The following is a 22,727-nucleotide window of genomic DNA, read 5'->3' as shown; positions in this document are numbered from 1 at the left end:
TTTATTTGTCCCATACTGGTGCAAGTTCAGGAGGATCAATTTCACGACCATTACGTTCTAATTGAGCAATCATTTGCATTTCTTCAGCACTCAGTTTTAAGTCTTGTGCCTTTAAGTTGCTGATTAGATTCTCACGTTTAGTGGATGAGGGGATCACGGCATAACCTTGTTGTAAGGCCCATGCTAAAGCGACTTGTGCGCTTGTCGCTTGGTGCTGTGCTGCGATTTCCAGTAGGGTTGGATCATTGAGTACCTTGCCATAAGCAAGGGTCATATAGGACGTTACATCAATATTTTGTTCCCGTAGATAATCGACTAAATGCTGGTTCTGCAAATAGGGGCTCAGCTCAATTTGATTGGTTGCGATATGTTCAACACCAATGCTATCAATCGCTTGTTGGGTCAAGGCAATATTGAAGTTTGAGATGCCAATCTGTTGAGTTAAACCTTGTTGTTTAGCTTCTAATAATAATTGCATCACTTCTGTGATATCAGTTCCTTGCGATGGCGCGGGCCAATGAATCAAGGTCAGATCAACTGCATCGGTACGTAATTTCTGCAAACTTTCTTTTAAGCTTGGAATGAGGCGTTGTTCAGAAAAGTTATTGATCCAAATTTTCGTTGTTAAAAAAATGTCTTTACGTGCGATGCCACTTTCACGGATTGCTTGTCCTACGGCAGCTTCATTTTCATAAATTTGTGCTGTATCAATAGCGCGATATCCGACATCTAACGCAGTTTTGACTGAATTAATGAGGATTTGATCATTTAAACGATAGGTGCCTAAACCAAACTGAGGGATTTGCATATTCTTCATCTCATCTTTTAAATGCTCCACGGAGCATATTTTGCTAATGATCGAAATTTTGCATGGATTATCATTGCTAAAAAATATATGGATTAGCAAAATATAGTTGACTAAATATCAATAATGGACAGCATGAATGAAATCAACAATTGAGGAGTTACTGACGTTTATCACGATTGTCGATACAGGTTCTTTTATAGCGGCGGCAGAAAAATTAGAACAAACCTCATCTGGGGTGAGCCGTGCATTGAGTCGATTAGAAGCAAAACTTGAAGTGACTTTGTTGGAAAGAACCACGCGTAAATTGAAACTGACACAGGATGGTCAAAACTTTCTTAATCATGCCCGTAAAATATTAAATGATCTCAATGCCGCTGAAGAAGCACTACAAAAATCGGATCAAGATACAGCTGGACTAATTCGAATCGATTCTGCCAACCCTTTTATTCTGCATGTGATTGCACCGTTGATGCATGCATTTCAACAGCGTTATCCGAATATTGAACTTGAATTGAATAGCAATGATCAAGTGATTGATCTATTGGAGCATAAAACGGATGTCGCATTTCGGTTTGGTGAGTTACATGACTCAAGCTTACACGCCAAATTGTTGTGCAAAAGTCGCATATATATCGTGGCAAGTCCTGACTATTTGGCGCGTGAAGGAATGCCTCAACAAGCTTTAGAACTTTTGACACATGAAGTGATCGGTTTCTCTCGACCAGTTAGGGTGAATCAGTGGCCGATAAAAGTTGAGGGTGAGTACTTTTTCGCGAAGTCTAAAATAAAAGCCTCAAGCGGTGAAACGGTTAGACAGTTGTGCTTACGGGGCTTAGGAATAGCACGATTATCTGAGTTTGAGATTTGGAAAGATTTACAAGAAGGTCGTTTAGTTGCGTTGTTTGAAGATCAAATTGAGCACTCTTATCAAAGCATCCATGCTGTTTATTATCAACAAGAGCATTTACCCAAACGTGTGCGGTTGTTTATTGAGTTTCTGAGCGAGCAACTAAGTCAGGGTTTCTCGGTGTGTCGTTAGTTGGCTTAGGTAAAATAACTTCCAAAACTTGAAGGTTTTTCCCTGTCGGCTGCGCGACAGAAACGACAATATGTTGTTGTTTCAATGTGCATTCAAGTTCTACTGTTGGCAGTAATAAACCCGTTAAAACCAGTCCGTTTTCATTTGGTTTTTTATAGATCAGCTTTAATGTGTTTTGCTCAGCTTGGTTTGGAATCTGCTCTAATTTCCAAAACTCATAGGTCTGCTGATTTTGTGTTTTGAGATACCCTTCAGAAAGTGTCTTACATATTTCCTGTTGCTGATGTGTTTTTTGATCAGTGATTTGGCATCCAGTAAATACAAGGCTGCATAATATAAATAAGACTTTATTTTTCATTGCTTTATCCTCCTGTAGTTGATTTTTATAGCTTAACGGTGTTGTATAAACCAATACAGATACAGAAATTTCTAAAAAAGCAGTACAGAAATGAGTTTTCAATATCAAAGATTGGCAGATCAACTTGCCCATAAGATTTATCAACATGAGCTTCAGCCTCAACAAAAGCTGAGTTCTCTAAGAGAATTTGCTCGTCAGCAAGAGGTGAGTTTGAGCACCGCTCAACAGTGCTATGAGTTGTTGGAGGCAAAAGGGCTAATTTATGTCAAAGCAAAATCAGGTTATTTTGTTAGCCCTCGACAATATCAAAGTGCTATTCCTGATAGCCCTCAATTCGAATCAATGCCGAGACAAGTATCAAATTTAGACCTGCAAAATCAGATTCAGACCGCTTCGATACAAAGCCATTTGACACCGCTGGGTGCGATTCAGTTGTCACCACATCTGATTCCAGTGGATGGTTTGCGCCGCTCTTTACAACGTGCGCTCAAGCATTGTCAGCCTGAGGATTTCTTATATTGCAATAAGCAAGGGCATATGCAATTGCGTCAGGCACTGTCTGATCATTGGCGTGAAGACGGAATCTATGTGGCGATTGAAGATATTTTTATTACCAATGGTTGTATGCCTGCTCTTTCATTGCTGATTCAGCAAATGACCAAAGAGGGCGATAGCATTCTTATTCCTACGCCAACGTTTAATGGTCAACTGCAAATGTTGGCGGGGTTAAAGCGAAAAATTATTGAAATCCCTGCGGATCATCAAGGGATTGATCTTGAGCGACTGGAATCGTTTATGCGACAGGGGGCTGCGAAATTATGCTTACTCACCGCTAATTTTCAAAATCCATCGGGTTATTGCCTAAGCAATGAACAAAAGCAGCATATCGCTCAGCTGGCCGAGAAATACCAATGCTTTATTTTAGAAGATGATATTTATGGAGAATGTAGTTTTCAAAAAGAACGACCATTGCCGATTCGTTATTGGGATCAACAAGGCTATGTGATTTGGTGTGGCTCGGTGTCTAAATCGCTATCCAGTGCTTATCGCGTTGGATGGTTTTGTTTAGGACAACAGTTGCAGCATTTACGTCCACAGTTGATGGCAAATAATGTTGGTGTAAATACACCGTTGCAATTGGGTTTGGCAGATTTTATTTATAGCCGTGGTTATCGCGAGCATTTGGAGCGCTTACGTCCAAAATTGATGCAGCAGGTTGAACAGTATCGGGCCTATATCTTAGAAGCTTTCCAAGGGCTGCCAATTGCCTTGAGTCAGTCTGAAGGGGGATATGCACTGTGGTTACAGTTACCGAAATCAATTTCAGGCTTAGAACTCTATTATTTAGCTCAAGCAAAAGGGATTAATATCGTGCCTGGTGAAGTGTTTGGTGAAGATAAACGTTATCAGCATTTTGTGCGTTTAAATGCGGGACATGCTTTAACAGAAGAAATCCGCCAAGCGCTTCAGCAGTTGGCGGATTGGGTTCGGAAAAGCTTACATTAATCAAAATCTGCTTTGAGGACGATACGATAACGTGCTTGTCCTGAATGCAGTCGCTCAATCGCGTCATTGAGCTGAGACATCGGGTAAAGTTCGATTTGCGGTGCGATATTGCGTCGCGCAGCAAATTGCAACAGTTGGCGCAGTGCCAAAGGAGAACCAGTCGGTGAGCCTGTGACAGACTTTGCGCCATCGATCAATGCGCCGACCGATACAGGCACAGGTTCTAATGTAAGACCTAGAAAATGTAATGTTCCATTCGGCGCTAAGGTACTTAAATATGCCTGCCAGTTCAACGTCACATTGACCGTACTGAGCAGTAAATCGAATTTACCTCGTTGTGCTTTGATGGCTTGAGCATCACGGCTATTGACCACATGGTCAGCCCCCATCGCTTTGAGTTCATCTGTTTTATCAGGGTTTGAACTAAACGCCGTAATCTCACAGCCCCATGCTTTGAGCAGTTTAATTGCCATATGACCCAAGCCACCGATACCGATGACAGCAACATGATGCGTCGCTTGGATTTTATGTTTGAGCAAAGGATCAAACACCGTAATGCCACCACAGAGAAGAGGACCTGCACTTTCTGGATCTAAATCATCGGGTAGGGGAATGATCCACTGCCAGCCTGCACGGACTTTATCAGCAAAGCCTCCCGCATGTCCGACGATTGTGGCAATACTCTCACCTGTACATAAGACTTGATTGCCACCGATACATGGATCACAAGCTTGGCAGGTTTCTGCTGTCCATCCAATCCCAACACGTTGTCCCAATTTCAGCCCTTTTGCTTCAGAACCGAGTGCAACGATCGTTCCGATAATTTCATGTCCTGCAATCACTGGATAACTCGACGAGCGCCAGTCGTTATTGATCACAGAAATATCGGAATGGCAAAGACCACAATATTCAACTTTAACTTCAACTTGATGGGCTTGTAATGCACCTGCATCGAATTGATAAGGAACCAGTTGCTCACCAGCTTGCATGGCTGCATAAGCACGTATTTGGTTGTTACTCATGGACAGACTCCTATGGAAGGAAAATCGAGAGAGAATTTATTTGAAATGACAGTGATTTTCATGGTCATTGACCATCCCAACCGCTTGCATAAATGCATAGCATGTCGTTGGCCCGACAAATTTAAAACCGCGCTTTTTGAGTGTTTTAGATAAGAGTTGACTGATCTCAGTTTGGGCAGGTGCAGCACGATAATTTTCAACATCATTATCCAGTGCTTGATGATCTACAAAACTCCATAACCAAGCGGATACATTGCCGACTTCTTGCTTTAATGCTTGCCAAGCAATCGCATTATCACGAATGGCTTTGAGTTTTCCTAAATGGCGAATCAATCCAGCATCTGTGAGTTTGAATTCAAGTTGATCATCGGTCAGCGCCGCGACCTGCTCAATCGGATGTTGGAAAAAATGAGAACGATAGCCTTCACGTTTTTTAAGAACCATAATCCATGATAAGCCTGCTTGCTGACCCTCAAGACAAAGCATTTCAAATAAGCGAGCTTCATCGTGTTCAGCTTTGCCCCATTCTTCATCATGGTAAGCAATATACAGTGGATCATCTGAACACCATCCACAACGTTGAATGGTCATATGTTGAAGCTCCTTATTGTTATTTGAAAGTGATTATTTAAAGTGTAAAAGATACCCATTCATTTGGGCGAGTATCCCAAAAATAGAGTTCAGCTGTTTCTAAGTCTGTAAATTTAAGCCAAAAGTCTTTACCTGATTTGTCTGCAAAGCCCGTACTAATCAACAATGCATCCTCTGTGATTTCCATGATCCAACCTTGATAGCTTGTTCCATTGATGATGATTTTTTGTTGATTTCCAGACTCTGCAAACGTCACCAGACGTTCAATCAATGCTTCTGACATTGTAGATTCCTAACGTAAATACGGGTATGGATTAACAGCTCCACGCCCTTTGCCATTTAAATAAATGCCATAGTGTAAATGTGGTGCAGTGTGGCGTGCATTACCTGTATTTCCCACATACCCAATCAAATCACCTTTGCGGACAGTGTCACCGACGCTTAAACCACGTTTGTGTCCATCAAGATGTGCGTAATAATGCCAAGTCCCCGCTGGACCAAGAATCCAAATGACCTTACCGCCTAAATTATTATTGCGTAAATCTGCAACGAGACCTTCGGTAGCACTATACACTTTCGTGCCACGCTCTGCCATGATATCAATCCCTTCGTGGCTTCGCCCTTGACTACGGGCAGCTCCCCACGTATCGCGAAGTTGACTTCGACTGACGCCTTTGACAGGAACAGGCAGGCGATTATCCAAGCGCATATTTTTAAGCTTATTGACTTGGGCATTGGGTAAAGGTGTTGGTTTCTTAGGGGTGGTGGCGCATGCTGATAATAAAATCATCACTACACCAAGAACCGTATAAGAAATTGAATGTCGCACGCAAACTCCTTGCAGTTAATATTCAGCGTTCGAGTTCTAAGCCTTCTGTTTTGCTGTTATCAACTTTTTCATGGCTGTTGGAATGCCTTTGGCAATGGCATTTTCAGGACTTAACCATATGCCATTTAACTCGAGACTGAGTTGTTCTTTTTGGTCGTGTTCCACGTGGAACAGTTTTTCATTCAGCAACCAAGTAAAGTGTGTGAAGCTATGGCTAATCTGCAATGATGATACTTGAGCTTGTAGTTTAAAGTGCTGTTCAATCTGTTGTAATTCGGTTGCTTGCTCAATGATGGGCAGGCAATACAAACCGCCCCAAAGTCCATGAGATTCTCTTTGTTGCCATAGCCACTCGTCACCCGATTGTATTAGCAATACATCGGCAGTTTTGATGGGTACAGGTTTTTTTACTTTTTTAAATGGTAGCTCTTGTTCCAAGCCTTGTTGGTAGGCTTGGCAATGTAGCTGCATTGGGCAGTATAAACATAGCGGTTTTTTCGGGGTACACACGGTTGCGCCTAAGTCCATGATCGCTTGGGTATAATCATGGTTACGTTGTTGTGGGCATAGTTGTTCTGCGATGTTCCACAAGGCGCGTTCATGTTGTGGTTTAGAGAGGTCATCTTCAATGGCAAAGAAGCGTGCTAAAACACGTTTCACGTTACCATCCATAATCACACCATATTGACGTAACCCCAGCGACATTAATGCGCCAGCGGTAGAACGTCCGATCCCAGGCAGTTCGATCCATTGTTCTAGAGTTTCAGGAAAATGACCCTGTTGGCTAACGATGCTTGCTGCTTTGTGTAGATTTCGCGCACGTGCGTAATAGCCTAATCCTGCCCAATAGGGGGCAACGTCATCCCAACTGGCTTTACCCAAATCTTGTACGGTAGGAAAGCGCTCAATAAAGCGGTCAAAGTATTGTAGAACTGTTTTGACTTGGGTCTGTTGTAGCATGATTTCTGAGACCCAAACTTTATAGGGATCGTCGGCAACTTGCCATGGTAGGTCGTGACGACCATGTTGGTCGAACCATGTGAGCAGCGCATCAGAAAATGAAAAATCAGACATGAATCAGAACAGTAAAAAGCAGAAGTGTAGTATAGCGGAAATGGAGAGGCGAGTTGGTGAATGCAAACAAATTCGTTATTAAATTCTCATTAATATTCGCTGGTGCATAGGCGGCATGGATGCTGCCCATTGAGCTGCGGTATCAGGGATGTACCATCAGCTAAATAGAGGTGTTTTGTTACTTTTGACCCATCAAAGGTAGGTGCTATTCTGCACGAAAATATTTGCATTTGGGGATGAAAGTGTGAGCAGTGATAGTATTACGGAATTCTCATCCAGTTTCAGGATATGCCTTTGGTTACTTTGGTTTTGCCCAAAGTAACCAAAGGCATTTGTTGGACTGACATTACATCCATGTAATGCAGTCCAACAGGCGACATCCATGTCGCCTTAGCACCAGTAATATTTACAAGATTTTAATGTTCAGACTTCCTAGTAGCCTAGTAAATGTTTTCAAGGTTTTTTGAGTGCAGTTTAGAGTTCGACTTTTTATTTTAAATGCTTATCTAACAACTCATACATGGCTTCAAGACCCTGATGTTCAGCCTCAGCGTTATAGCCTAAATCCACGTTATTCGCTTTAGCACGTTCATCCGCAAGCGGATTACTAAAACCATGTTTTGCATCTTCAAAAATCACGACTTCATGATCAACGTCAGCATCGTGCATTTCCTGACGGAAACTTGCTACATTGTCCAAAGTCACCATGCTGTCTAGTTCGCCATGTAACACAAGAATCTCAGCTTTCACTTTGCCTTTTTCCGCTGGGGCGTTTGCTGCCAACACAGCATGGAACGTTACAACGGCTTTAATATCAGCACCTGAACGTGCTAAATCAAGAACCACTTTACCACCGTAGCAAAAACCAATCGCCGCTAACTTTTCAGTATTCACTTCGGGTTGCGCAGCTAAAGTTGCTAAACCTGCTTGTGCTCGATTAACGATGGTGTCTGCTTGTTCAAACGTTTGATTCATCCATGCCGATGCTTGAGGAACTTCTGTGGTGACTCGTTTATCGCCATACATATCAATTGCGAGTGCGGCGAAGCCATGCTCAGCAAGCTCACGAGCACGTTGTTCTGTGTATTCATTACGTCCCCACCATTCAGGTGCAACAATCACACCTGCGACAGGCTGATCAGTCGTTGGTGTAGCAAAGTAACCAATTAAGCGTTGACCATCTGGGGCAGTGTATTCAATTTCACGTGTGGTAATAGGGAAGCTCATGATGTAAGTCCTAATCTGTTCTTTTAGAATGTATTGATTAAAGCATAAAAAAGAAAAATTGATGACACCACAAAATTATAAATGGTTGATTGTTGGTATCTGAAAATAAAAAAGAAGAATACGAGGATTCTTCTTTTTTATAATTTTTTTGAGCTGAAGTCGTTAGACTTTACCTCTTGAGAGGAAGCCCACAACAGCCAAAATAGCAGCAACAACAAGTAGGATAACGGCAAAGTCTTTGGATAAACCTGCGACACCACCAAAACCGAGTAAACTGGCGATTAATGCAATCACTGCAAAAATAATAGCCCAACGGAACATTTTGTACCCTCCTAATTTTTTCATTATGTTTCCACTATAGCGTGTGTTTTTTGAACAAAATGTGGTGTTTATGTGGTTGAAGTGTTCAATCCTTAAAGAAATGTTAATCGGATAAGCCATTTAAAAACGGAGATTATTGCGAAGCAATGCTATAATTTAGAACTGTTTCTGATGTCTCAAAAAAGCCTTTTATGTCCACTGAATTACGCCCAAATTTTTGGAAAAAATATTCACTCGATCAACTCAGCAATACTGAGTGGGAAGCGTTGTGTGATGGTTGTGGGCTCTGCTGTTTAGTGAAATTAGAGGATGAAGAAACCGCTGAAGTTGCTTACACCAAAGTATCTTGTAAATTGTTGGATTGTAAGACTGCACGTTGTTCAGATTATGCCAATCGTCAGGAACAGGTTCCTGATTGTATTCAGCTAACACCTGAACGTTTACAAACAATTACGTGGTTACCACCAAGTTGCGCATACCGACGTTTAAATGAAGGAAAAAATTTACCTTCATGGCACTATCTCAATACAGGATCTCGTCAGAGCGTGATCAAAGCCAAGAAATCAGCTGCGGGTCGCTGTATCTCTGAAACCGAAGTAGATGAAGAACAAATCGAGGATTATGTCGTTCGTTGGGTTCGTTGAGAGCCATTTAACTCATCTATTTGTTAATTATAAGCACAACACTTTTACAGTATTTTTATTTGCTTAACCCCTTAAGATAAAGACTCAAATAGGGAGATAAGCAATGAATAAACTGTTAGTAGCACCTGTGCTGTGTAGTGGCTTTTTATTGTTGTTGGCTTGCGGTTCAAATAATAGTAATTCTAAAACCTTGGAACAAAATTCAACGCAGCAAACTGAAAATAATAAGATTGCACAAAGCTATCAGATTGAGACCGTCACCGCATTCAATGAACCTTGGGCAATCACAAGCTTACCTGATCAACGTCTATTGATTACAGAGCGCAAAGGGCGATTAAAACTGTTTGATCCGAAAGCAAAGACCACAATCAATGTGTTAGGCGTGCCGAATGTAAGTTACGGGGGACAGGGTGGCTTGGGCGATGTCATTTTGCATCCTGATTTTGCTAAGAATCATTGGATTTATTTAAGTTATGCTGAACGTGGGGCGAGTGGAGATGGCGCTGTGATTGCGCGTGCAACATTAGATCTCGCTGATCCTGCACAGCCCAAACTGGTTGATGTAAAGCGCATATGGGAGCAAGTCCCAAAAGTTTCAGGGCAAGGGCATTATGGACATCGGATGCAATTTGGTCCTGATGAACAGCTTTGGGTGAGTTCAGGGGAACGACAAAAATTTGATCCTGCTCAGGATTTAGAAAGTAATTTAGGAAAAGTTTTACGCTTAAATGATGATGGCACGCCAGCAAAGGGAAATCCGTTTGAAAAACAAGGTGGTGTCACTGCTGAGATTTGGTCACTGGGACACCGTAATCCACTGGGAATGGCATTTGATGCTCAAGGGCAACTTTGGGTTGTAGAAATGGGGCCAAAGGGTGGCGATGAATTAAATCGCATCGTAAAAGGGGAAAATTATGGCTATCCAGTGGTTTCAAATGGCGACCATTATTCAGGATTGCCTATTCCAGACCATCACACCCGCCCAGAATTTAAAGCCCCTGAAATTGATTGGACTCCCGTTATCTCACCATCGAGTCTTATCATTTATTCAGGAAAACAATTTCCGCTTTGGAAAGATAAAGCTTTGATTGGTGGTCTTTCCTCTAAATCGATTGTTGTTGTCGATCTTAAATCAAAACCTGTACGTGAAGTTCAGCGTTTGGATATGAAACAGCGTATTCGTGGTTTGCATCAAGCTCAAGATGGCTCGATTTGGGTGATTGAAGATGGTTCTCGAGCAAAATTACTCAAGCTCAGTGCTGAGTAAAGTATTAACTAGAAGTGAAATGATAAATGACTAAACCGAAACACCTTTCGATGAATTTGAAAAAATTGCTGATCGTTGCTGGCGTATTTTCTGTTAGCTCAACGCTTTGGGCAAAAGACTTGACAGAGCAGCAAGTCAAAGCTGTGATTGATCAGCAATTTAAACCCTTATTAGCACAATACAATATTCCGGGTTTAGCTGTTGCTGTCACGCTGAATGGTCAGCATTATTTTGTTAATTATGGTGTTGCATCCAAGCAAAGCCAGCAACCTGTTCGCAATGATACGCTATTTGAACTTGGATCCGTCAGTAAAACTTTTAATGCTACTTTAGCTGGGTACGCGCAAGCACAAGGGAAATTGTCTTTTTCAGATCACCCTGCGAAGTATTTTCCTGAGCTAAACAATACCGCAGTTAATCGTGCGACTATTTTAAATCTCGGTACTTATACTGCAGGTGGCTTTCCATTGCAGTTTCCTGATGAGGTGGTTACTCAGCAGGATATGGTCAAGTATTTCTACAAATGGCAGCCTAAGACAAAAATTAGCGTCGCTCGTCAATATTCCAATCCAAGTATTGGCTTAATGGGCTATGTCACAGCGTTAGTAATGAAAAAGCCATATTCCGAGCTGATTGAAAAAACACTGTTCCCTCAGCTTGGGTTGAAGCAAAGTTTCATTCATGTTCCAGAGTCACAGATGAAGAATTATGCATGGGGTTATAAAAATGATCAGGCAATGCGTGTCTCCGCTGGAATGTTTGATGCAGAAGCCTATGGGGTGAAAAGTAGCAGTGCGGATATGTTGAAATTCATAGACGCTCAACTGAACCCTCAACAATTAAAACAGCCGATGCGTAAAACGATTGAAAATACCCATGTCGGTTACTTTAAGGTTGGTGCAATGACGCAAGGTTTGGGATGGGAGCAATATACTTATCCTGTAAGTTTAGCGACTTTATTGCAGGGCAATTCAAGCAAAATGGCTTTGGAAAGTCATACAGTTACACCAATCAAACAACCTAAGCTTGCTTCAGCAGCGACTTTGTTTAATAAAACAGGAGCGACCAACGGTTTTGGTGCTTATGTTGCCTTTATTCCGCAGCAGAAGATCGGGATCGTGATGCTCGCTAATACTAATTTTCCGAATGAAGCACGTATTACTGCGAGTTATCAAACTATACAACAGTTGCTCAAACAGCAATAAAGCTAAACAATCATGTTGTGATCACAGATTCAAATTGTAGATTTGAATCAGACACAATAGACTACGTTAAAAGACCATAAAGCCAGTGATGATGTCAGATACGCATATTCCTTTACCCGAACGTTTACGTCCTCGTGATTTGTCTGAAATTATTGGACAAGATCATCTATTGGGTGAACATGCACCGTTACGTCAAATGATTGATCAGGGGCATTTGCCCTCGATTATCTTTTGGGGGCCACCAGGGGTAGGTAAAACCACGATCGCATTGTTGCTGGCGCAAGCCGTGGATCGTCCTTTTATTAGCTTATCTGCTCTGAATACAGGGGTTAAAGAGCTGCGTGAGGTCATCGCCGAAAGCGGTGATTTACTGACGCCTGTGGTGTTCATTGATGAGATTCATCGCTTCAATAAGTCACAACAAGATGCCTTACTCAACGCAGTCGAGAAAGGTAAAATCACTTTGATTGGTGCGACGACTGAAAATCCATCTTTTGAGGTAAATAGCGCGCTGTTGTCGCGTTGTCAGGTGTATACCCTGAATAGCTTGGATGCGGATGCAATTCAAACGTTGCTCAATAAAGCCATTCAAACGGATAAATTCCTAAAAGAACGTTTTATTCACATCGAAGAATATGATGCATTGATTCAGTTCGCTGCGGGTGATGCACGTAAAGCGCTAAATCTGATTGACTTGATCGCAAGTACTTTTGAGCCTGATGTTGAAAACATTGTGACCAACGCAATAGTGGTCAAAGTTGCACAGCAAAATATTGCACGTTACGACAAATCTGGTGAACAACATTACGATCTGGTTTCAGCATTTATCAAATCCATTCGCGGTAGTGACCCTGATGCGACCTTGTATTGGATGGCTCGAATGTTGAAAGGTGGTGAAGATCCTGTCTTTATCGCACGTCGTATGTTGATTGCTGCGTCAGAAGATATTGGTAATTCGAATCCAAATGCATTATTGCTGGCAGGTGAATGTTTCCGCTCAGTTCAAGCTGTTGGAATGCCTGAGGCGCGTATTATTTTAGGGCAATGTGCTGTGTATTTAGCGATGAGTCCAAAAAGCAATAGTACTTATTTAGCGATTAACAAAGCCTTAGAGCTTGCAGAAAAAACGGCAAATTTACCTGTACCGTTGCATCTACGTAATGCGCCGACCAAGTTAATGAAGCAGCAAGGTTATGGTGTGGATTATCTCTACCCACACAATTATCCAGAGCATTTCGTGCTACAGGAATATTTACCACCTGAGCTGCGTGGAACCAAGTTATACGAGCGAGCCTTAAATAAACGAGAAGTAGAGGCTGAACGCTTACAACAACGTCGTTGGCAGCAAGAACAGCAACAGCAATAGGTTTCACTCGGTTAATTTGCCGATTAGATTAAAATTTTCAAAGTTATCATTCCTATTCAAATATTTAGGAATTTGCTTTGTGTAGAACGATGTGTTGATTTGAAAATGAATGCAAAAAAAGCAACGCTAATTGGGTTGGTTGCGATCTTATTATGGAGTTTGATCGTTGCTTTAATTAAAGATGTTAGTAGTCATTTTGGGGCAGTCGGTGGGGCTGCATTGATTTATACGCTAGCATCCATTTTTTTACTTGTATCGGTTGGTTGGACGCAACTTAGAACTTTTCCCAAAACTTATTTAATTTGGGGCAGCATTTTATTTGTTGCTTATGAAGTGTGTTTATCACTGTCGATTGGCTATAGTGATAATAATCGTCAAGCGATTGAAGTGGGTATGGTGAATTATTTGTGGCCAACCTTTACCATGGTTGCTGCGATTGTTTTCAATCAACAAAAAGCCAATCTTTTAATTATTCCTGGATTTATCTTATCGATATTAGGCATCTGTTGGGTGCTTGGTGGCGAACAAGGTTTCGACCTTGCTAGTATGCTCAATAATATACAGGCAAATCCTCTTAGCTATGGTTTGGCATTTATTGGCACGTTATTGTGGGCTGCTTACTGTACTTTAACTGCAAGGATTGCCAAAGGTGTAAATGGTATCACCCTGTTTTTTATACTTGTTGCGATTGTGCTTTGGCTTAAATATCTACTTATGGGCGGAGGCGCGTTCCATTTTGATATGCAGTCATCTATCTCGTTGATTTTTGCAGCAGCGGCAATGGGTTTTGGTTATGCTGCTTGGAATATTGGTATCCTGCATGGCAATGTGACCTTACTGGCGGGCGCTTCTTATTTTATTCCTGTTCTGTCTGCTTTTTTCTCTGCAATTATCCTCAGTACCTCTTTGGCGATGTCTTTTTGGTACGGTGCTTTTCTAGTGTGTATTGGTTCAATTTTGTGTTGGATTTCAACCAAAGCAAAAGCTAAATAAATGCGATAGAAACACCTAGTATATTAAATAGTAGGTGTTTCTAATCTAAGTAATTGATCATGTTGCTCTTTACCAAAAATTATAAAAAGCAATCAATCTAGCCTTTCTATTCCTCAAATAATAAGCTTTAATCATAAAGGCATAATAAAAATATGGAATTTAATTCATGACGTACAAACATATCAATAAACTTACACTCGCATCGGCAATTACCATCGCTTTAGCTGGCTGTGCGACCACGACTATGCCAGTTTCCTCAACAGAGAAATTATTCTATGGTGGGCCGATTTTAACGATGGAGGGGAATGAACCGCATTATGCAGAAGCTTTGTTGGTTAAAGATGGAAAAATTATATTTGTAGGAACCAAAAAAGAAGCAGAACAGCGAACAGATCGCCAAGTACAGCATATTGATTTAAAAAATAAAACACTTTTACCTGGACTGATCGATGCCCATAGTCACGTCAACATGGTGGGTTTTCAGCAGACCGTTGCCAATCTATATCCAGAACCCGATGGTACGGTATCAGATATTAATTCATTGATTGATGCTCTCAAAACATGGAAAGCACAAAATCCAGAATTTGTTAGCACAATGAATGGTTGGATTTTGGGAAATGGCTATGATGACGCACAATTAAAAGAACAGCGTCATCCGACCGCAACGGATTTGGATCGAGTATCAAAAGATCAGCCTGTCATGATTTTACATCAATCTGGTCACCTTGCTTCCGTCAATCACAAAGCCTTAGAGTTACTCAAATTTGATAAAAACACAGCAAATCCTGATGGTGGCGTGATTCGTCGTGAACCAAATTCAAATGTACCAAATGGAGTGCTCGAAGAGTCCGCTTTATTTTCAGCAGTTGGTGCGATTTTCAATGGTGCGCCCCCAGATGTATTGTTAGGTATGGCAAAAAAAGGGATTCAGGTCTATGTGAAGAATGGATTTACAACGGTGCAAGAGGGGCGTGCTGATCAGGGGACAACAGACATGTGGCGTGCCTTGGGACAACAAAACCAGTTGCCTGTTGATGTGGTTTCTTATCCTGATATTACCACTAGTAAAGACTATATGTTAAAGCATGGTAGTAGTCTGCAATATGATCATCATTTCCGTATCGGGGGTATCAAGATCAGTTTAGATGGCTCACCCCAAGGCAAGACGGCATGGTTATCACAGCCTTATGTTGTACCACCTGAGGGTGAGACTAAAGATTACAAAGGCTATCCCGCCTTTAAGCATAGTCAGGATGTAAACAACTATGTGAATCTTGCCTTCAAACAAGGCTGGCAAGTGCTTGCGCATGCCAATGGTGATGCTGCGATAGATCAATTTATTCAGGCCGTTCGCTATGCAACCAATCAACAAGGCAAAGCAGATCGTCGAAGTGTATTGATTCACTCTCAAACGATCCGTGAAGATCAATTAGATCAGCTTAAAGCATTAGATATTATCCCTTCCTTTTTCTCATTACATACCTTTTATTGGGGTGATTGGCATAGACAACAAACAGTTGGGGAGCAGAAAGCACAACATATCTCTCCGACAGGCATGGCATTCAGAAAGAACATTATTTTTACCGAGCATCACGATGCACCTGTCATTCCGCCAAATAGCATGATGATGCTCGATGCATCTGTGAATAGAACGACACGAAGTGGTTATGTGTTAGGTGCGGATGAGCGAATTAGTCCATATATTGCACTGAAGTCGATGACCGACTGGGCTGCATATCAATATTTTGAAGAAAAAAATAAAGGAACCTTGACGCAAGGTAAGCTGGCTGATTTAGTGATTCTAGATAAGAATCCGCTGAGCATTCCAAGCAAAGAGATTAAAAATATTAAAGTTGTTGCGACTTATAAAGAGGGTAATTTGATTTATCAGCAACCGACAAGATAAAAATGGCCACTATAAAAAAACCAGCCGAATTGGCTGGTTTTTTTATTTGATTTTACTGAATTAGATATCAGATAAATCTACACCTAAACGTGTTGCAACTTCTTCATAAGCTTCAACAACGCCGCCTAAACCTTGGCGGAAACGATCTTTATCTAATTTTTTCTTGGTATCTTTATCCCATAAACGGCAGCCATCTGGAGAGAATTCATCACCCAAAACGATGCGGTCATGGAATACACCAAACTCAAGTTTGAAGTCGACCAAAATCATATTACCAGCATCAAATAATGCTTTCAGTACATCATTGACTTGGTAAGTGAGTTCTTTCATCTTGGCAAGTTGGTCTGCATTTGCCCAACCTAAAGCAATTGCTTGAGACTCGTTCACCATTGGATCGCCAAGTGCATCATCTTTGAAGAATAATTCAAATGTTGGAGGCGTTAACTCTTTACCTTCTTCAACACCTAAGCGACGGCAAAGTGAACCCGCTGCATAGTTACGAATCACGCATTCTACAGGGATCATTTGTAATTTTTTAACCAATACTTCAGTTGGAGAAAGCAATTTTTCAAAATGCGTTTCGATACCCGCTTCAGCCAATTTTTCCATGATGAAGGCGTTAAAACGGTTGTTCACCTTACCTTTACGATCTAGCTGCTCGATTTTTTCGCCATTGAACGCAGAGGCATCATCACGAAAGACTAAAATCAGGTGGTCAGCATTGTCTGTTTCATATACAGATTTTGCTTTACCAGTATAGAGCAAGGTTTGTTTTAACATGGGGGAACCTTTTTGAAAAATGTGCCTAGTAAACGACTAGGCTGGCCAATTTTGGTAAATCTGGGATAACACTTCGGTTGCAACCGCTGGGTCTGCAAAGGTGGTGTCAAGTTTGAATAGCGCAACAGTATTGCTTGAGCCTACAGCAGAAAGCTTGAGCAGATAATTCTGATCGTTCACAGTAATGGTTGCTTCATAACCATGATCTGCTTGAGAAATAACTTTGTAATTTAGGCTGTTTAATGTCGCAAAAGTATATTGCCAAGCGGCAGCAGTAGGACCTTCCACTTTTAATAAAGGGTTTTTGTTCCCATCCATAACCAATTGTGGACGACCCAATGTCGTAGTCGTATTTTCAGTGCTACTTGCTGTTGTTTGCAATGCCTCTGGACGAGGTAAAGCATAACGGTTGCCACTTTTGTTTTCGAATGACGGTGCATGTTCGATCGCAAGTGGGTCAACCGATGGAGCTGGATACAATGGAGTAAATGGTCTGACCGTTGCATTGTCAGGGAATTTGAGAGGTTCAAGCGCTTTTGCTTTTTTGTAATCCAATGAATGATTATTGAGGGCAAAACGACCACAACCAGCCAAACTTAAAGCTGAAATGACAAGGACAACACCAAGACGTAATTGCATCATAAATTGCTCGTATTAAATAATTCCCGCAGCTTTTAAGTCGTTGCGAAGAGGTTCACGATATTGTTCTGCTAGAGCGGTTAAAGGCAGGCGTAGGCCTGTGCTAATGTATCCCATCTCATGCAATGCCCATTTCACAGGAATTGGGTTTGATTCGCAAAACAAAATATTGTGTAGATTTGCAATTTGTTGATTCAAGCTTTGCGCTTTTGCTTTATCACCAGCCAATGCTGCTTCACAAACTTCGCTCATTTGTTTTGGCGCTACGTTTGCAGTGACCGAGATATTACCTTTAGCACCAAGTAAAATCAGCTCCCATGCCGTTTCATCATCACCTGAATAAACAGCCATTTTACCGTTTAAGCCTTCGATGAGTGCTTGACCACGAGGAACATCGCCTGTTGCATCTTTAATACCAATAATGTTTTTAACATCAGCAAGGCGAATGACCGTATCATTTTGCATGTCAACGCCAGTACGACCTGGAACATTATAAAGGATTTGAGGAATATCAACAGCTTCTGCAATTGCTTTATAGTGTTGATATAAGCCTTCTTGCGTTGGTTTATTATAATATGGCGTAACCAATAGTGCTGCGTCAGCACCTAATTCTTTTGCTGCTTTGGTCAGTTCAATCGCTTCACGCGTTGAGTTAGCGCCTGTACCCGCAATAATAGGAATACGTTTATTCGCGACACGAATCACTTCTTTAATGACTTGTGTATGTTCTTCCATGCTGAGTGTAGAAGCTTCGCCCGTTGTGCCGACAGCAACAATGCTATTAGTACCTTGTTGGATGAGCCACTCAACGAGCTTCTCAAGACCCTTCCAATCTACGCTGCCATCTTCAAACATTGGGGTGACGATTGCGACAATTGAGCCTTGAATATTCTGTGCTAGCTGAGTCATTTTAAAAAAATATCCTATTTTCCCATCCGAGATTGAAGTAATTTAAACGAAATATTGGATGGTTGCAGTATTTTGATTCGTCGTCCAACAGTAAGTCGAGTTGAATGACAATTATGCAAATTATGACTGATCAGAGACATAAGAACAATATGCTTTGGTCAAACTGTAGAAAACTTTAATTCATCTTTAACTTGAATAGTTTTCATCTTATTAAAAGTTTTGCGATCTCTAGTCAGAATAACGCAGGCAGGGTATTGTAAAACTAGATGGTTTAGAGGGAATAACAGCGATGCCAGTGAATTCACAGAATATCGCATTGATTGTGGTGGATGTTCAGAATGGTTTTACACCGGGTGGAAACTTAGCTGTCGACCAAGCTGATCAGATCATTCCTTTAATTAATCAATTGGCTACAAAATTTGATCATGTGGTGTTAACTCAAGATTGGCATCCAGAACAGCATATCTCTTTTGCTGAAAATCATCCGCATAAACAGCCATTTGAAACCATAGAGTTGAATTATGGTACTCAAGTGTTATGGCCGAAACACTGTGTACAGGGGAGTCATGATGCAGCATTTCATCCTGATTTGAATATTCCAACCGCTCAACTCATTATTCGTAAAGGCTTTCATCCCGATATTGATAGTTATTCTGCATTTATGGAGGCAGATCGAAAAACTCCGACAGGATTAAATGGGTATTTGAAAGAACATCAAGTTGATACGGTATATATCGTGGGGATTGCGACAGATTTTTGTGTGGCGTGGACGGCACTTGATGCCGCAGCCTTTGGATTTAAGACCTATGTGGTTGAAGATGCATGTAAAGCAATTGATCTAAATGGGTCTCTACAACAGGCTTGGCAGCAGATGCTGGATCGAGGGGTAGAGCGCATTCACTCAACGACGATTCTGCCTTGAGCTTGTTGCAATTAATCTAAAGACGTTACACTTTTCGATCATGATCAGCTTTCATGATTGTTACTATGCCGCGCTATTACCACAGAGAGTTTTATGACAGACCAACTTGATGATTTTGACCGTAAGATTATTCATCATTTACAGCGAAATGGACGTTTAGCCAATCAAGAGTTGGCAGAATTGGTTGGCTTATCAACTTCACAATGTTCTCGTCGTCGTATTTATCTCGAACAGCAAAATATTATCACTGGTTATTATGCTCAAATCGCATTGAGTGCTGATCCAGCACCAATTATGGGTATTATTGAAGTGAAGCTACAAAATTATAATGATGCAACACACGATCGTTTTGTTGAGTTTCTGATGCATGAGCCTGCGGTCAAAGATATTTACAAACTCACAGGGAGTTATGATTTTGCCCTCAAAGTTGCAGTCAAAAACTTAGATGAAATGGTTAAATTGATCGGTATTTTATCCTCCCAAAACTTTGGGGTGAGTAATTTAAATACCTCAATCGTGCTTGAAAAATTAAAAGAAAATGGCATTGCGATTAAATAGAACAACGCTTTCCTAAGCTGGGTGTTATCGCTCGGCTTTTTTATTGGTTTTGATTATACCAATTGGATTATTTTGAATATAAATTGCATTTATGGTGAAAATATAAGAAAAAATTGCGAAAATTAAATAAAAATGATCAAATATGTCATATCTTTTTTAAAGATTTCTCTCCCTTCTGTTGTTCTCCTATTAAGTTGTAGCGTTATGAATACCGATCAAAAAGTATCTTTGGTAAGCCCAGTCATGCCTGTAATTGATCAACACTCAAAGATTGAAGATGCACTTGCCATGTTAATCGGCACTTTTATTCTTTCATTTGCGATGACATTGTTAAAGCAAGCAGGAATTATGACGGGTGGAACAGCTGGCCTGTCATTGTTGATTCATTACATCACAGATATTAAGTTTGGTATTTTATTTTTCCTGATTAATATTCCATTTTACTATTTTGCTTATAAAAAAATGGGCGTTGGTTTAGTCGTAAAGACGTTTATTGCCGTGGCTTTACTGGCAGGTTTTACGGAAATGATTCCCCATTTTTTTCACCTGTCAGACGTAAATCCATTTTATGCGACGATCTTCGCGAATGTGCTGATGGGTGTGAGTTTCCTGATTCTTTTTAGACATCGCTCTAGTTTGGGTGGTATTAATTTATTGGTTCTTTATTTACAAGAGCAGTTTAAGATTCCAGCAGGCAAGGTGCAGATGGGAATTGATGTTGCGATCTTGTTGATTTCACTATTTTTTGTGGATTGGAAATTGATTCTGATTTCTATACTGGGAGCTGTGATTCTGAATTCTATTATTTTGTTAAATCATAAAACCAATCGTTACGTGGCTTAAAGTCATATACTTCTTATTTTTCTATTGGTATTTGAGAATGGAAGAAAGGTGAACCTTTCTTCCATTTTTTTTTAATTATTCCACAGTAACACTTTTCGCAAGGTTACGAGGTTGGTCGACATCTGTACCGCGTAATACTGCAACATGATAAGAAAGCAACTGTACAGGTACGCTGTAAACAATAGGCGCTAACCATTCATTCACTGCTGGGATGTGTACAACGTGTTGACGATCTTTCTCTTGAATGCCGCTGTTTTCATCTGCAAATACAAAAAGTTCGCCGCCACGCGCTTGAACTTCTTCCATATTCGATTTTAACTTATCGAGCATTTCGTCATTTGGCGCTAAGATCACCACAGGCATTTCATTATCGACTAATGCCAACGGACCATGCTTCAATTCACCCGCAGCATATCCTTCTGCATGAATATATGAAATTTCTTTCAGTTTCAAAGCACCTTCCAATGCGATAGGGAAGTGTGTGCCACGGCCTAAGAATAAGCAGTGATTCTTTTCTACAAACAGTGCAGATAAACGAAGAATCGCTGTGTTGTGCTGTAGCGTATCTAAAATTACTTTCGGGCAGTGCCATAACGCTTCAGTAATTTCAGTGAGCTGAGCTGCTGCGAGACGCTGCTTAACTTGACCGATTTTTAGAATCAATAACATCAAAGCAGCCAGTTGAGTTGTGAATGCTTTGGTTGAGGCAACACCAATTTCAGGGCCAGCAAGTGTCAGCAAATGATGATCTGTTTCACGTACCATTGATGACGTTGCAACATTACAAATCGTCATGGTGCTGATATTGATGTTATTCGCTTTGGCACGCTTTTGAGTTTCACGTAACGCTGCCAATGTATCCGCTGTTTCTCCAGACTGAGAAATACAGATATAAAGTGTATTTTCAACAATAACAGGCGTGCGGTAACGGAATTCGCTGGCAATTTCAACTTGGCAAGGAACACCAATTAGCTGTTCAAACCAGTATTTCGCAATCATACCTGCATGGTAGCTGGTACCGCAGGCAATGATTTGTACTTGCTGAATTTTGTCAAAATCCGCATTGGCATGTTGAAGAAAATCTTCACGCAAATTATTGCCATTCAATGCTTGTGAAATCGTTTGTTGAATCGCTTCAGGTTGCTCATAAATTTCTTTGAGCATGAAGTGTTTATATTCGCCTTTCGATGCATTACTTACAGTCGCATCAAGCTCTTTCACTGGGCGATCAACACGTTCACCATTCACAAAAACTTCAATGCTGGTACGTGTTAAACGTGCAATATCACCTTCTTCTAAATAAACGAAGCGATTGGTCACAGGTAACAAAGCAAGTTGATCTGAACTAATAAAGTTCTCACCAATACCAACACCAATCACAAGCGGAGAACCTTCGCGAACGGTGATGAGTTCATCAGCATGTTCAGTATGAATAATACCTAAAGCATAAGCACCTTTAAGACGTGGTGTTACCTTTTGAACAGCTTCTAATAAGCTATCTGTTTGCTTTAAGGCATCATTGACAAGGTGGGCAACAACTTCTGTGTCAGTTTGAGAGGTAAAGATATAGCCAAGTGCTTGTAGTTCATCTTTGAGTTCTTGGTAATTCTCAATAATACCGTTGTGAACAACTGCAACATTGCCTGAAACATGCGGATGTGCATTATTTTCAGTTGGCTTACCATGAGTTGCCCAACGTGTGTGTGCAATACCGATATTACCCGTCAAATGCTGTTCTGAAACGGCTTCGGCTAAGTTTGCAACTTTACCAACACGACGTTCACGTAAAATTTGTTCTTTATTTAAAAGTGCTAAACCCGCAGAGTCATAACCACGATATTCAAGGCGCTTTAAACCTTCGATCAAGATCTCAGTTACACAACGTTCAGCAACGCCTCCAACAATACCACACATAATTAT

24 protein-coding genes are annotated in these 22,727 nt (G+C 41.0%); 11 read left to right on the top strand and 13 right to left on the bottom strand.

The annotated features are described in order from the left end of the window. Window position 1: 1 nt before the first annotated feature. The gene (gene dkgB / locus IO68_RS20415) at window positions 2-808 is read right to left on the bottom strand and encodes a 2,5-didehydrogluconate reductase DkgB (RefSeq protein ID WP_023012745.1); all 807 of its coding nucleotides are present in this window, start codon (window positions 806-808) and stop codon (window positions 2-4) included. 136 nt (window positions 809-944) lie between these two features. Here dkgB and IO68_RS20410 point away from each other — a divergent pair, with 136 nt between their 5' ends. Then, window positions 945-1,847, top strand: coding sequence for a LysR substrate-binding domain-containing protein (locus IO68_RS20410; RefSeq protein WP_023012744.1), 903 nt, complete (start codon window positions 945-947; stop codon window positions 1,845-1,847). Here the strand turns inward: IO68_RS20410 and IO68_RS20405 are convergent. Next, entirely contained in the window at window positions 1,795-2,205 is a 411-nt protein-coding gene (locus tag IO68_RS20405) for a hypothetical protein (RefSeq protein WP_004878193.1), read from the bottom strand. The two genes, IO68_RS20410 and IO68_RS20405, sit on opposite strands and share 53 nt — an antisense overlap. A 90-nt stretch (window positions 2,206-2,295) precedes the next feature. On the opposite strand from IO68_RS20405, the gene IO68_RS20400 reads away from it, so the two are divergent. Then, window positions 2,296-3,711 (top strand): PLP-dependent aminotransferase family protein, encoded by a 1,416-nt coding sequence (locus IO68_RS20400; protein ID WP_023012743.1) that lies wholly within the window; start codon window positions 2,296-2,298, stop codon window positions 3,709-3,711. Here IO68_RS20400 and ahr read toward each other — a convergent pair. From ahr to IO68_RS33530, 7 genes are all read right to left on the bottom strand, one after another. Further along, window positions 3,708-4,733: an NADPH-dependent aldehyde reductase Ahr gene (ahr, locus tag IO68_RS20395; protein ID WP_023012742.1), complete on the bottom strand. Its 1,026-nt coding sequence runs from the start codon at window positions 4,731-4,733 to the stop codon at window positions 3,708-3,710. The two genes, IO68_RS20400 and ahr, sit on opposite strands and share 4 nt — an antisense overlap. Window positions 4,734-4,769: 36 nt before the next feature. Continuing rightward, window positions 4,770-5,324 carry a DNA-3-methyladenine glycosylase I gene (locus tag IO68_RS20390; protein ID WP_023012741.1) on the bottom strand — a complete coding sequence of 185 codons (555 nt, stop codon included), beginning with the start codon at window positions 5,322-5,324 and terminating at the stop codon, window positions 4,770-4,772. A 37-nt stretch (window positions 5,325-5,361) separates the two neighbouring features. Continuing rightward, window positions 5,362-5,607: a hypothetical protein gene (locus tag IO68_RS20385; RefSeq protein WP_007480799.1), complete on the bottom strand. Its 246-nt coding sequence runs from the start codon at window positions 5,605-5,607 to the stop codon at window positions 5,362-5,364. Between the two features lie 9 nt (window positions 5,608-5,616). After that, a complete protein-coding gene (locus IO68_RS20380; RefSeq protein WP_374750076.1) occupies window positions 5,617-6,114 on the bottom strand; it encodes a M23 family metallopeptidase in 498 nt (165 codons plus the stop codon). Window positions 6,115-6,189: 75 nt separating this feature from the next. After that, complete coding sequence (mutY, locus tag IO68_RS20375) at window positions 6,190-7,227, bottom strand: A/G-specific adenine glycosylase (RefSeq protein WP_023012740.1); 1,038 nt, start codon at window positions 7,225-7,227, stop codon at window positions 6,190-6,192. A 489-nt stretch (window positions 7,228-7,716) separates the two neighbouring features. Then, entirely contained in the window at window positions 7,717-8,454 is a 738-nt protein-coding gene (locus tag IO68_RS20370) for a dienelactone hydrolase family protein (RefSeq protein ID WP_023012739.1), read from the bottom strand. A gap of 162 nt (window positions 8,455-8,616) precedes the next feature. Continuing rightward, window positions 8,617-8,775: a DUF1328 domain-containing protein gene (locus IO68_RS33530; RefSeq protein ID WP_004878181.1), complete on the bottom strand. Its 159-nt coding sequence runs from the start codon at window positions 8,773-8,775 to the stop codon at window positions 8,617-8,619. Window positions 8,776-8,966: 191 nt separating this feature from the next. On the opposite strand from IO68_RS33530, the gene IO68_RS20360 reads away from it, so the two are divergent. The 6 genes from IO68_RS20360 to IO68_RS20335 all read left to right on the top strand — a co-directional run bounded on the left by IO68_RS20360 (window position 8,967) and on the right by IO68_RS20335 (window position 16,156). Then, window positions 8,967-9,419, top strand: coding sequence for a YcgN family cysteine cluster protein (locus tag IO68_RS20360; RefSeq protein WP_023012738.1), 453 nt, complete (start codon window positions 8,967-8,969; stop codon window positions 9,417-9,419). Window positions 9,420-9,522: 103 nt separating this feature from the next. Beyond that, window positions 9,523-10,686 carry a PQQ-dependent sugar dehydrogenase gene (locus IO68_RS20355; protein WP_023012737.1) on the top strand — a complete coding sequence of 388 codons (1,164 nt, stop codon included), beginning with the start codon at window positions 9,523-9,525 and terminating at the stop codon, window positions 10,684-10,686. Between the two features lie 26 nt (window positions 10,687-10,712). Then, complete coding sequence (gene ampC, locus IO68_RS20350) at window positions 10,713-11,891, top strand: class C beta-lactamase (RefSeq protein WP_031234692.1); 1,179 nt, start codon at window positions 10,713-10,715, stop codon at window positions 11,889-11,891. Window positions 11,892-11,982: 91 nt separating this feature from the next. Next, complete coding sequence (locus tag IO68_RS20345; RefSeq protein ID WP_023012735.1) at window positions 11,983-13,257, top strand: replication-associated recombination protein A; 1,275 nt, start codon at window positions 11,983-11,985, stop codon at window positions 13,255-13,257. Between the two features lie 105 nt (window positions 13,258-13,362). Continuing rightward, a complete protein-coding gene (yddG, locus tag IO68_RS20340; RefSeq protein ID WP_004878173.1) occupies window positions 13,363-14,250 on the top strand; it encodes an aromatic amino acid DMT transporter YddG in 888 nt (295 codons plus the stop codon). Between the two features lie 166 nt (window positions 14,251-14,416). Beyond that, window positions 14,417-16,156, top strand: a complete 1,740-nt coding sequence (locus IO68_RS20335; RefSeq protein ID WP_023012734.1) for an amidohydrolase — start codon at window positions 14,417-14,419, stop codon at window positions 16,154-16,156. A 60-nt stretch (window positions 16,157-16,216) separates the two neighbouring features. Here IO68_RS20335 and purC read toward each other — a convergent pair whose 3' ends face one another. From purC to dapA, 3 genes are read right to left on the bottom strand one after another with little or no spacing between them, the layout of a single operon-like run. After that, window positions 16,217-16,936, bottom strand: coding sequence for a phosphoribosylaminoimidazolesuccinocarboxamide synthase (gene purC, locus IO68_RS20330; protein WP_007480821.1), 720 nt, complete (start codon window positions 16,934-16,936; stop codon window positions 16,217-16,219). 36 nt (window positions 16,937-16,972) lie between these two features. Beyond that, on the bottom strand, window positions 16,973-17,575 hold the full coding sequence (locus tag IO68_RS20325; protein WP_017196845.1) for a hypothetical protein: 603 nt from the start codon (window positions 17,573-17,575) through the stop codon (window positions 16,973-16,975). Between the two features lie 15 nt (window positions 17,576-17,590). Beyond that, entirely contained in the window at window positions 17,591-18,484 is an 894-nt protein-coding gene (gene dapA, locus IO68_RS20320) for a 4-hydroxy-tetrahydrodipicolinate synthase (protein ID WP_023012733.1), read from the bottom strand. A gap of 289 nt (window positions 18,485-18,773) precedes the next feature. Between dapA and pncA the strand changes: the two genes are divergently transcribed. The 3 genes from pncA (at window position 18,774) to IO68_RS20305 (ending at window position 20,807) form a co-directional block, all read left to right on the top strand. Next, window positions 18,774-19,406 (top strand): bifunctional nicotinamidase/pyrazinamidase, encoded by a 633-nt coding sequence (gene pncA, locus IO68_RS20315; protein ID WP_023012732.1) that lies wholly within the window; start codon window positions 18,774-18,776, stop codon window positions 19,404-19,406. A 93-nt stretch (window positions 19,407-19,499) separates the two neighbouring features. Further along, window positions 19,500-19,964 (top strand): Lrp/AsnC family transcriptional regulator, encoded by a 465-nt coding sequence (locus tag IO68_RS20310; protein ID WP_004878164.1) that lies wholly within the window; start codon window positions 19,500-19,502, stop codon window positions 19,962-19,964. A gap of 204 nt (window positions 19,965-20,168) precedes the next feature. Further along, window positions 20,169-20,807, top strand: coding sequence for a YitT family protein (locus tag IO68_RS20305; RefSeq protein ID WP_007480826.1), 639 nt, complete (start codon window positions 20,169-20,171; stop codon window positions 20,805-20,807). Window positions 20,808-20,882: 75 nt separating this feature from the next. Here IO68_RS20305 and glmS read toward each other — a convergent pair whose 3' ends face one another. Beyond that, window positions 20,883-22,721 carry a glutamine--fructose-6-phosphate transaminase (isomerizing) gene (glmS, locus tag IO68_RS20300; RefSeq protein ID WP_007480827.1) on the bottom strand — a complete coding sequence of 613 codons (1,839 nt, stop codon included), beginning with the start codon at window positions 22,719-22,721 and terminating at the stop codon, window positions 20,883-20,885. Window positions 22,722-22,727: the final 6 nt, after the last annotated feature.

Source organism: Acinetobacter sp. COS3, assembly GCF_000475335.1.
GTDB lineage: Bacteria > Pseudomonadota > Gammaproteobacteria > Pseudomonadales > Moraxellaceae > Acinetobacter > Acinetobacter venetianus.
This window is presented reverse-complemented; position numbering and strand designations above follow the sequence as displayed.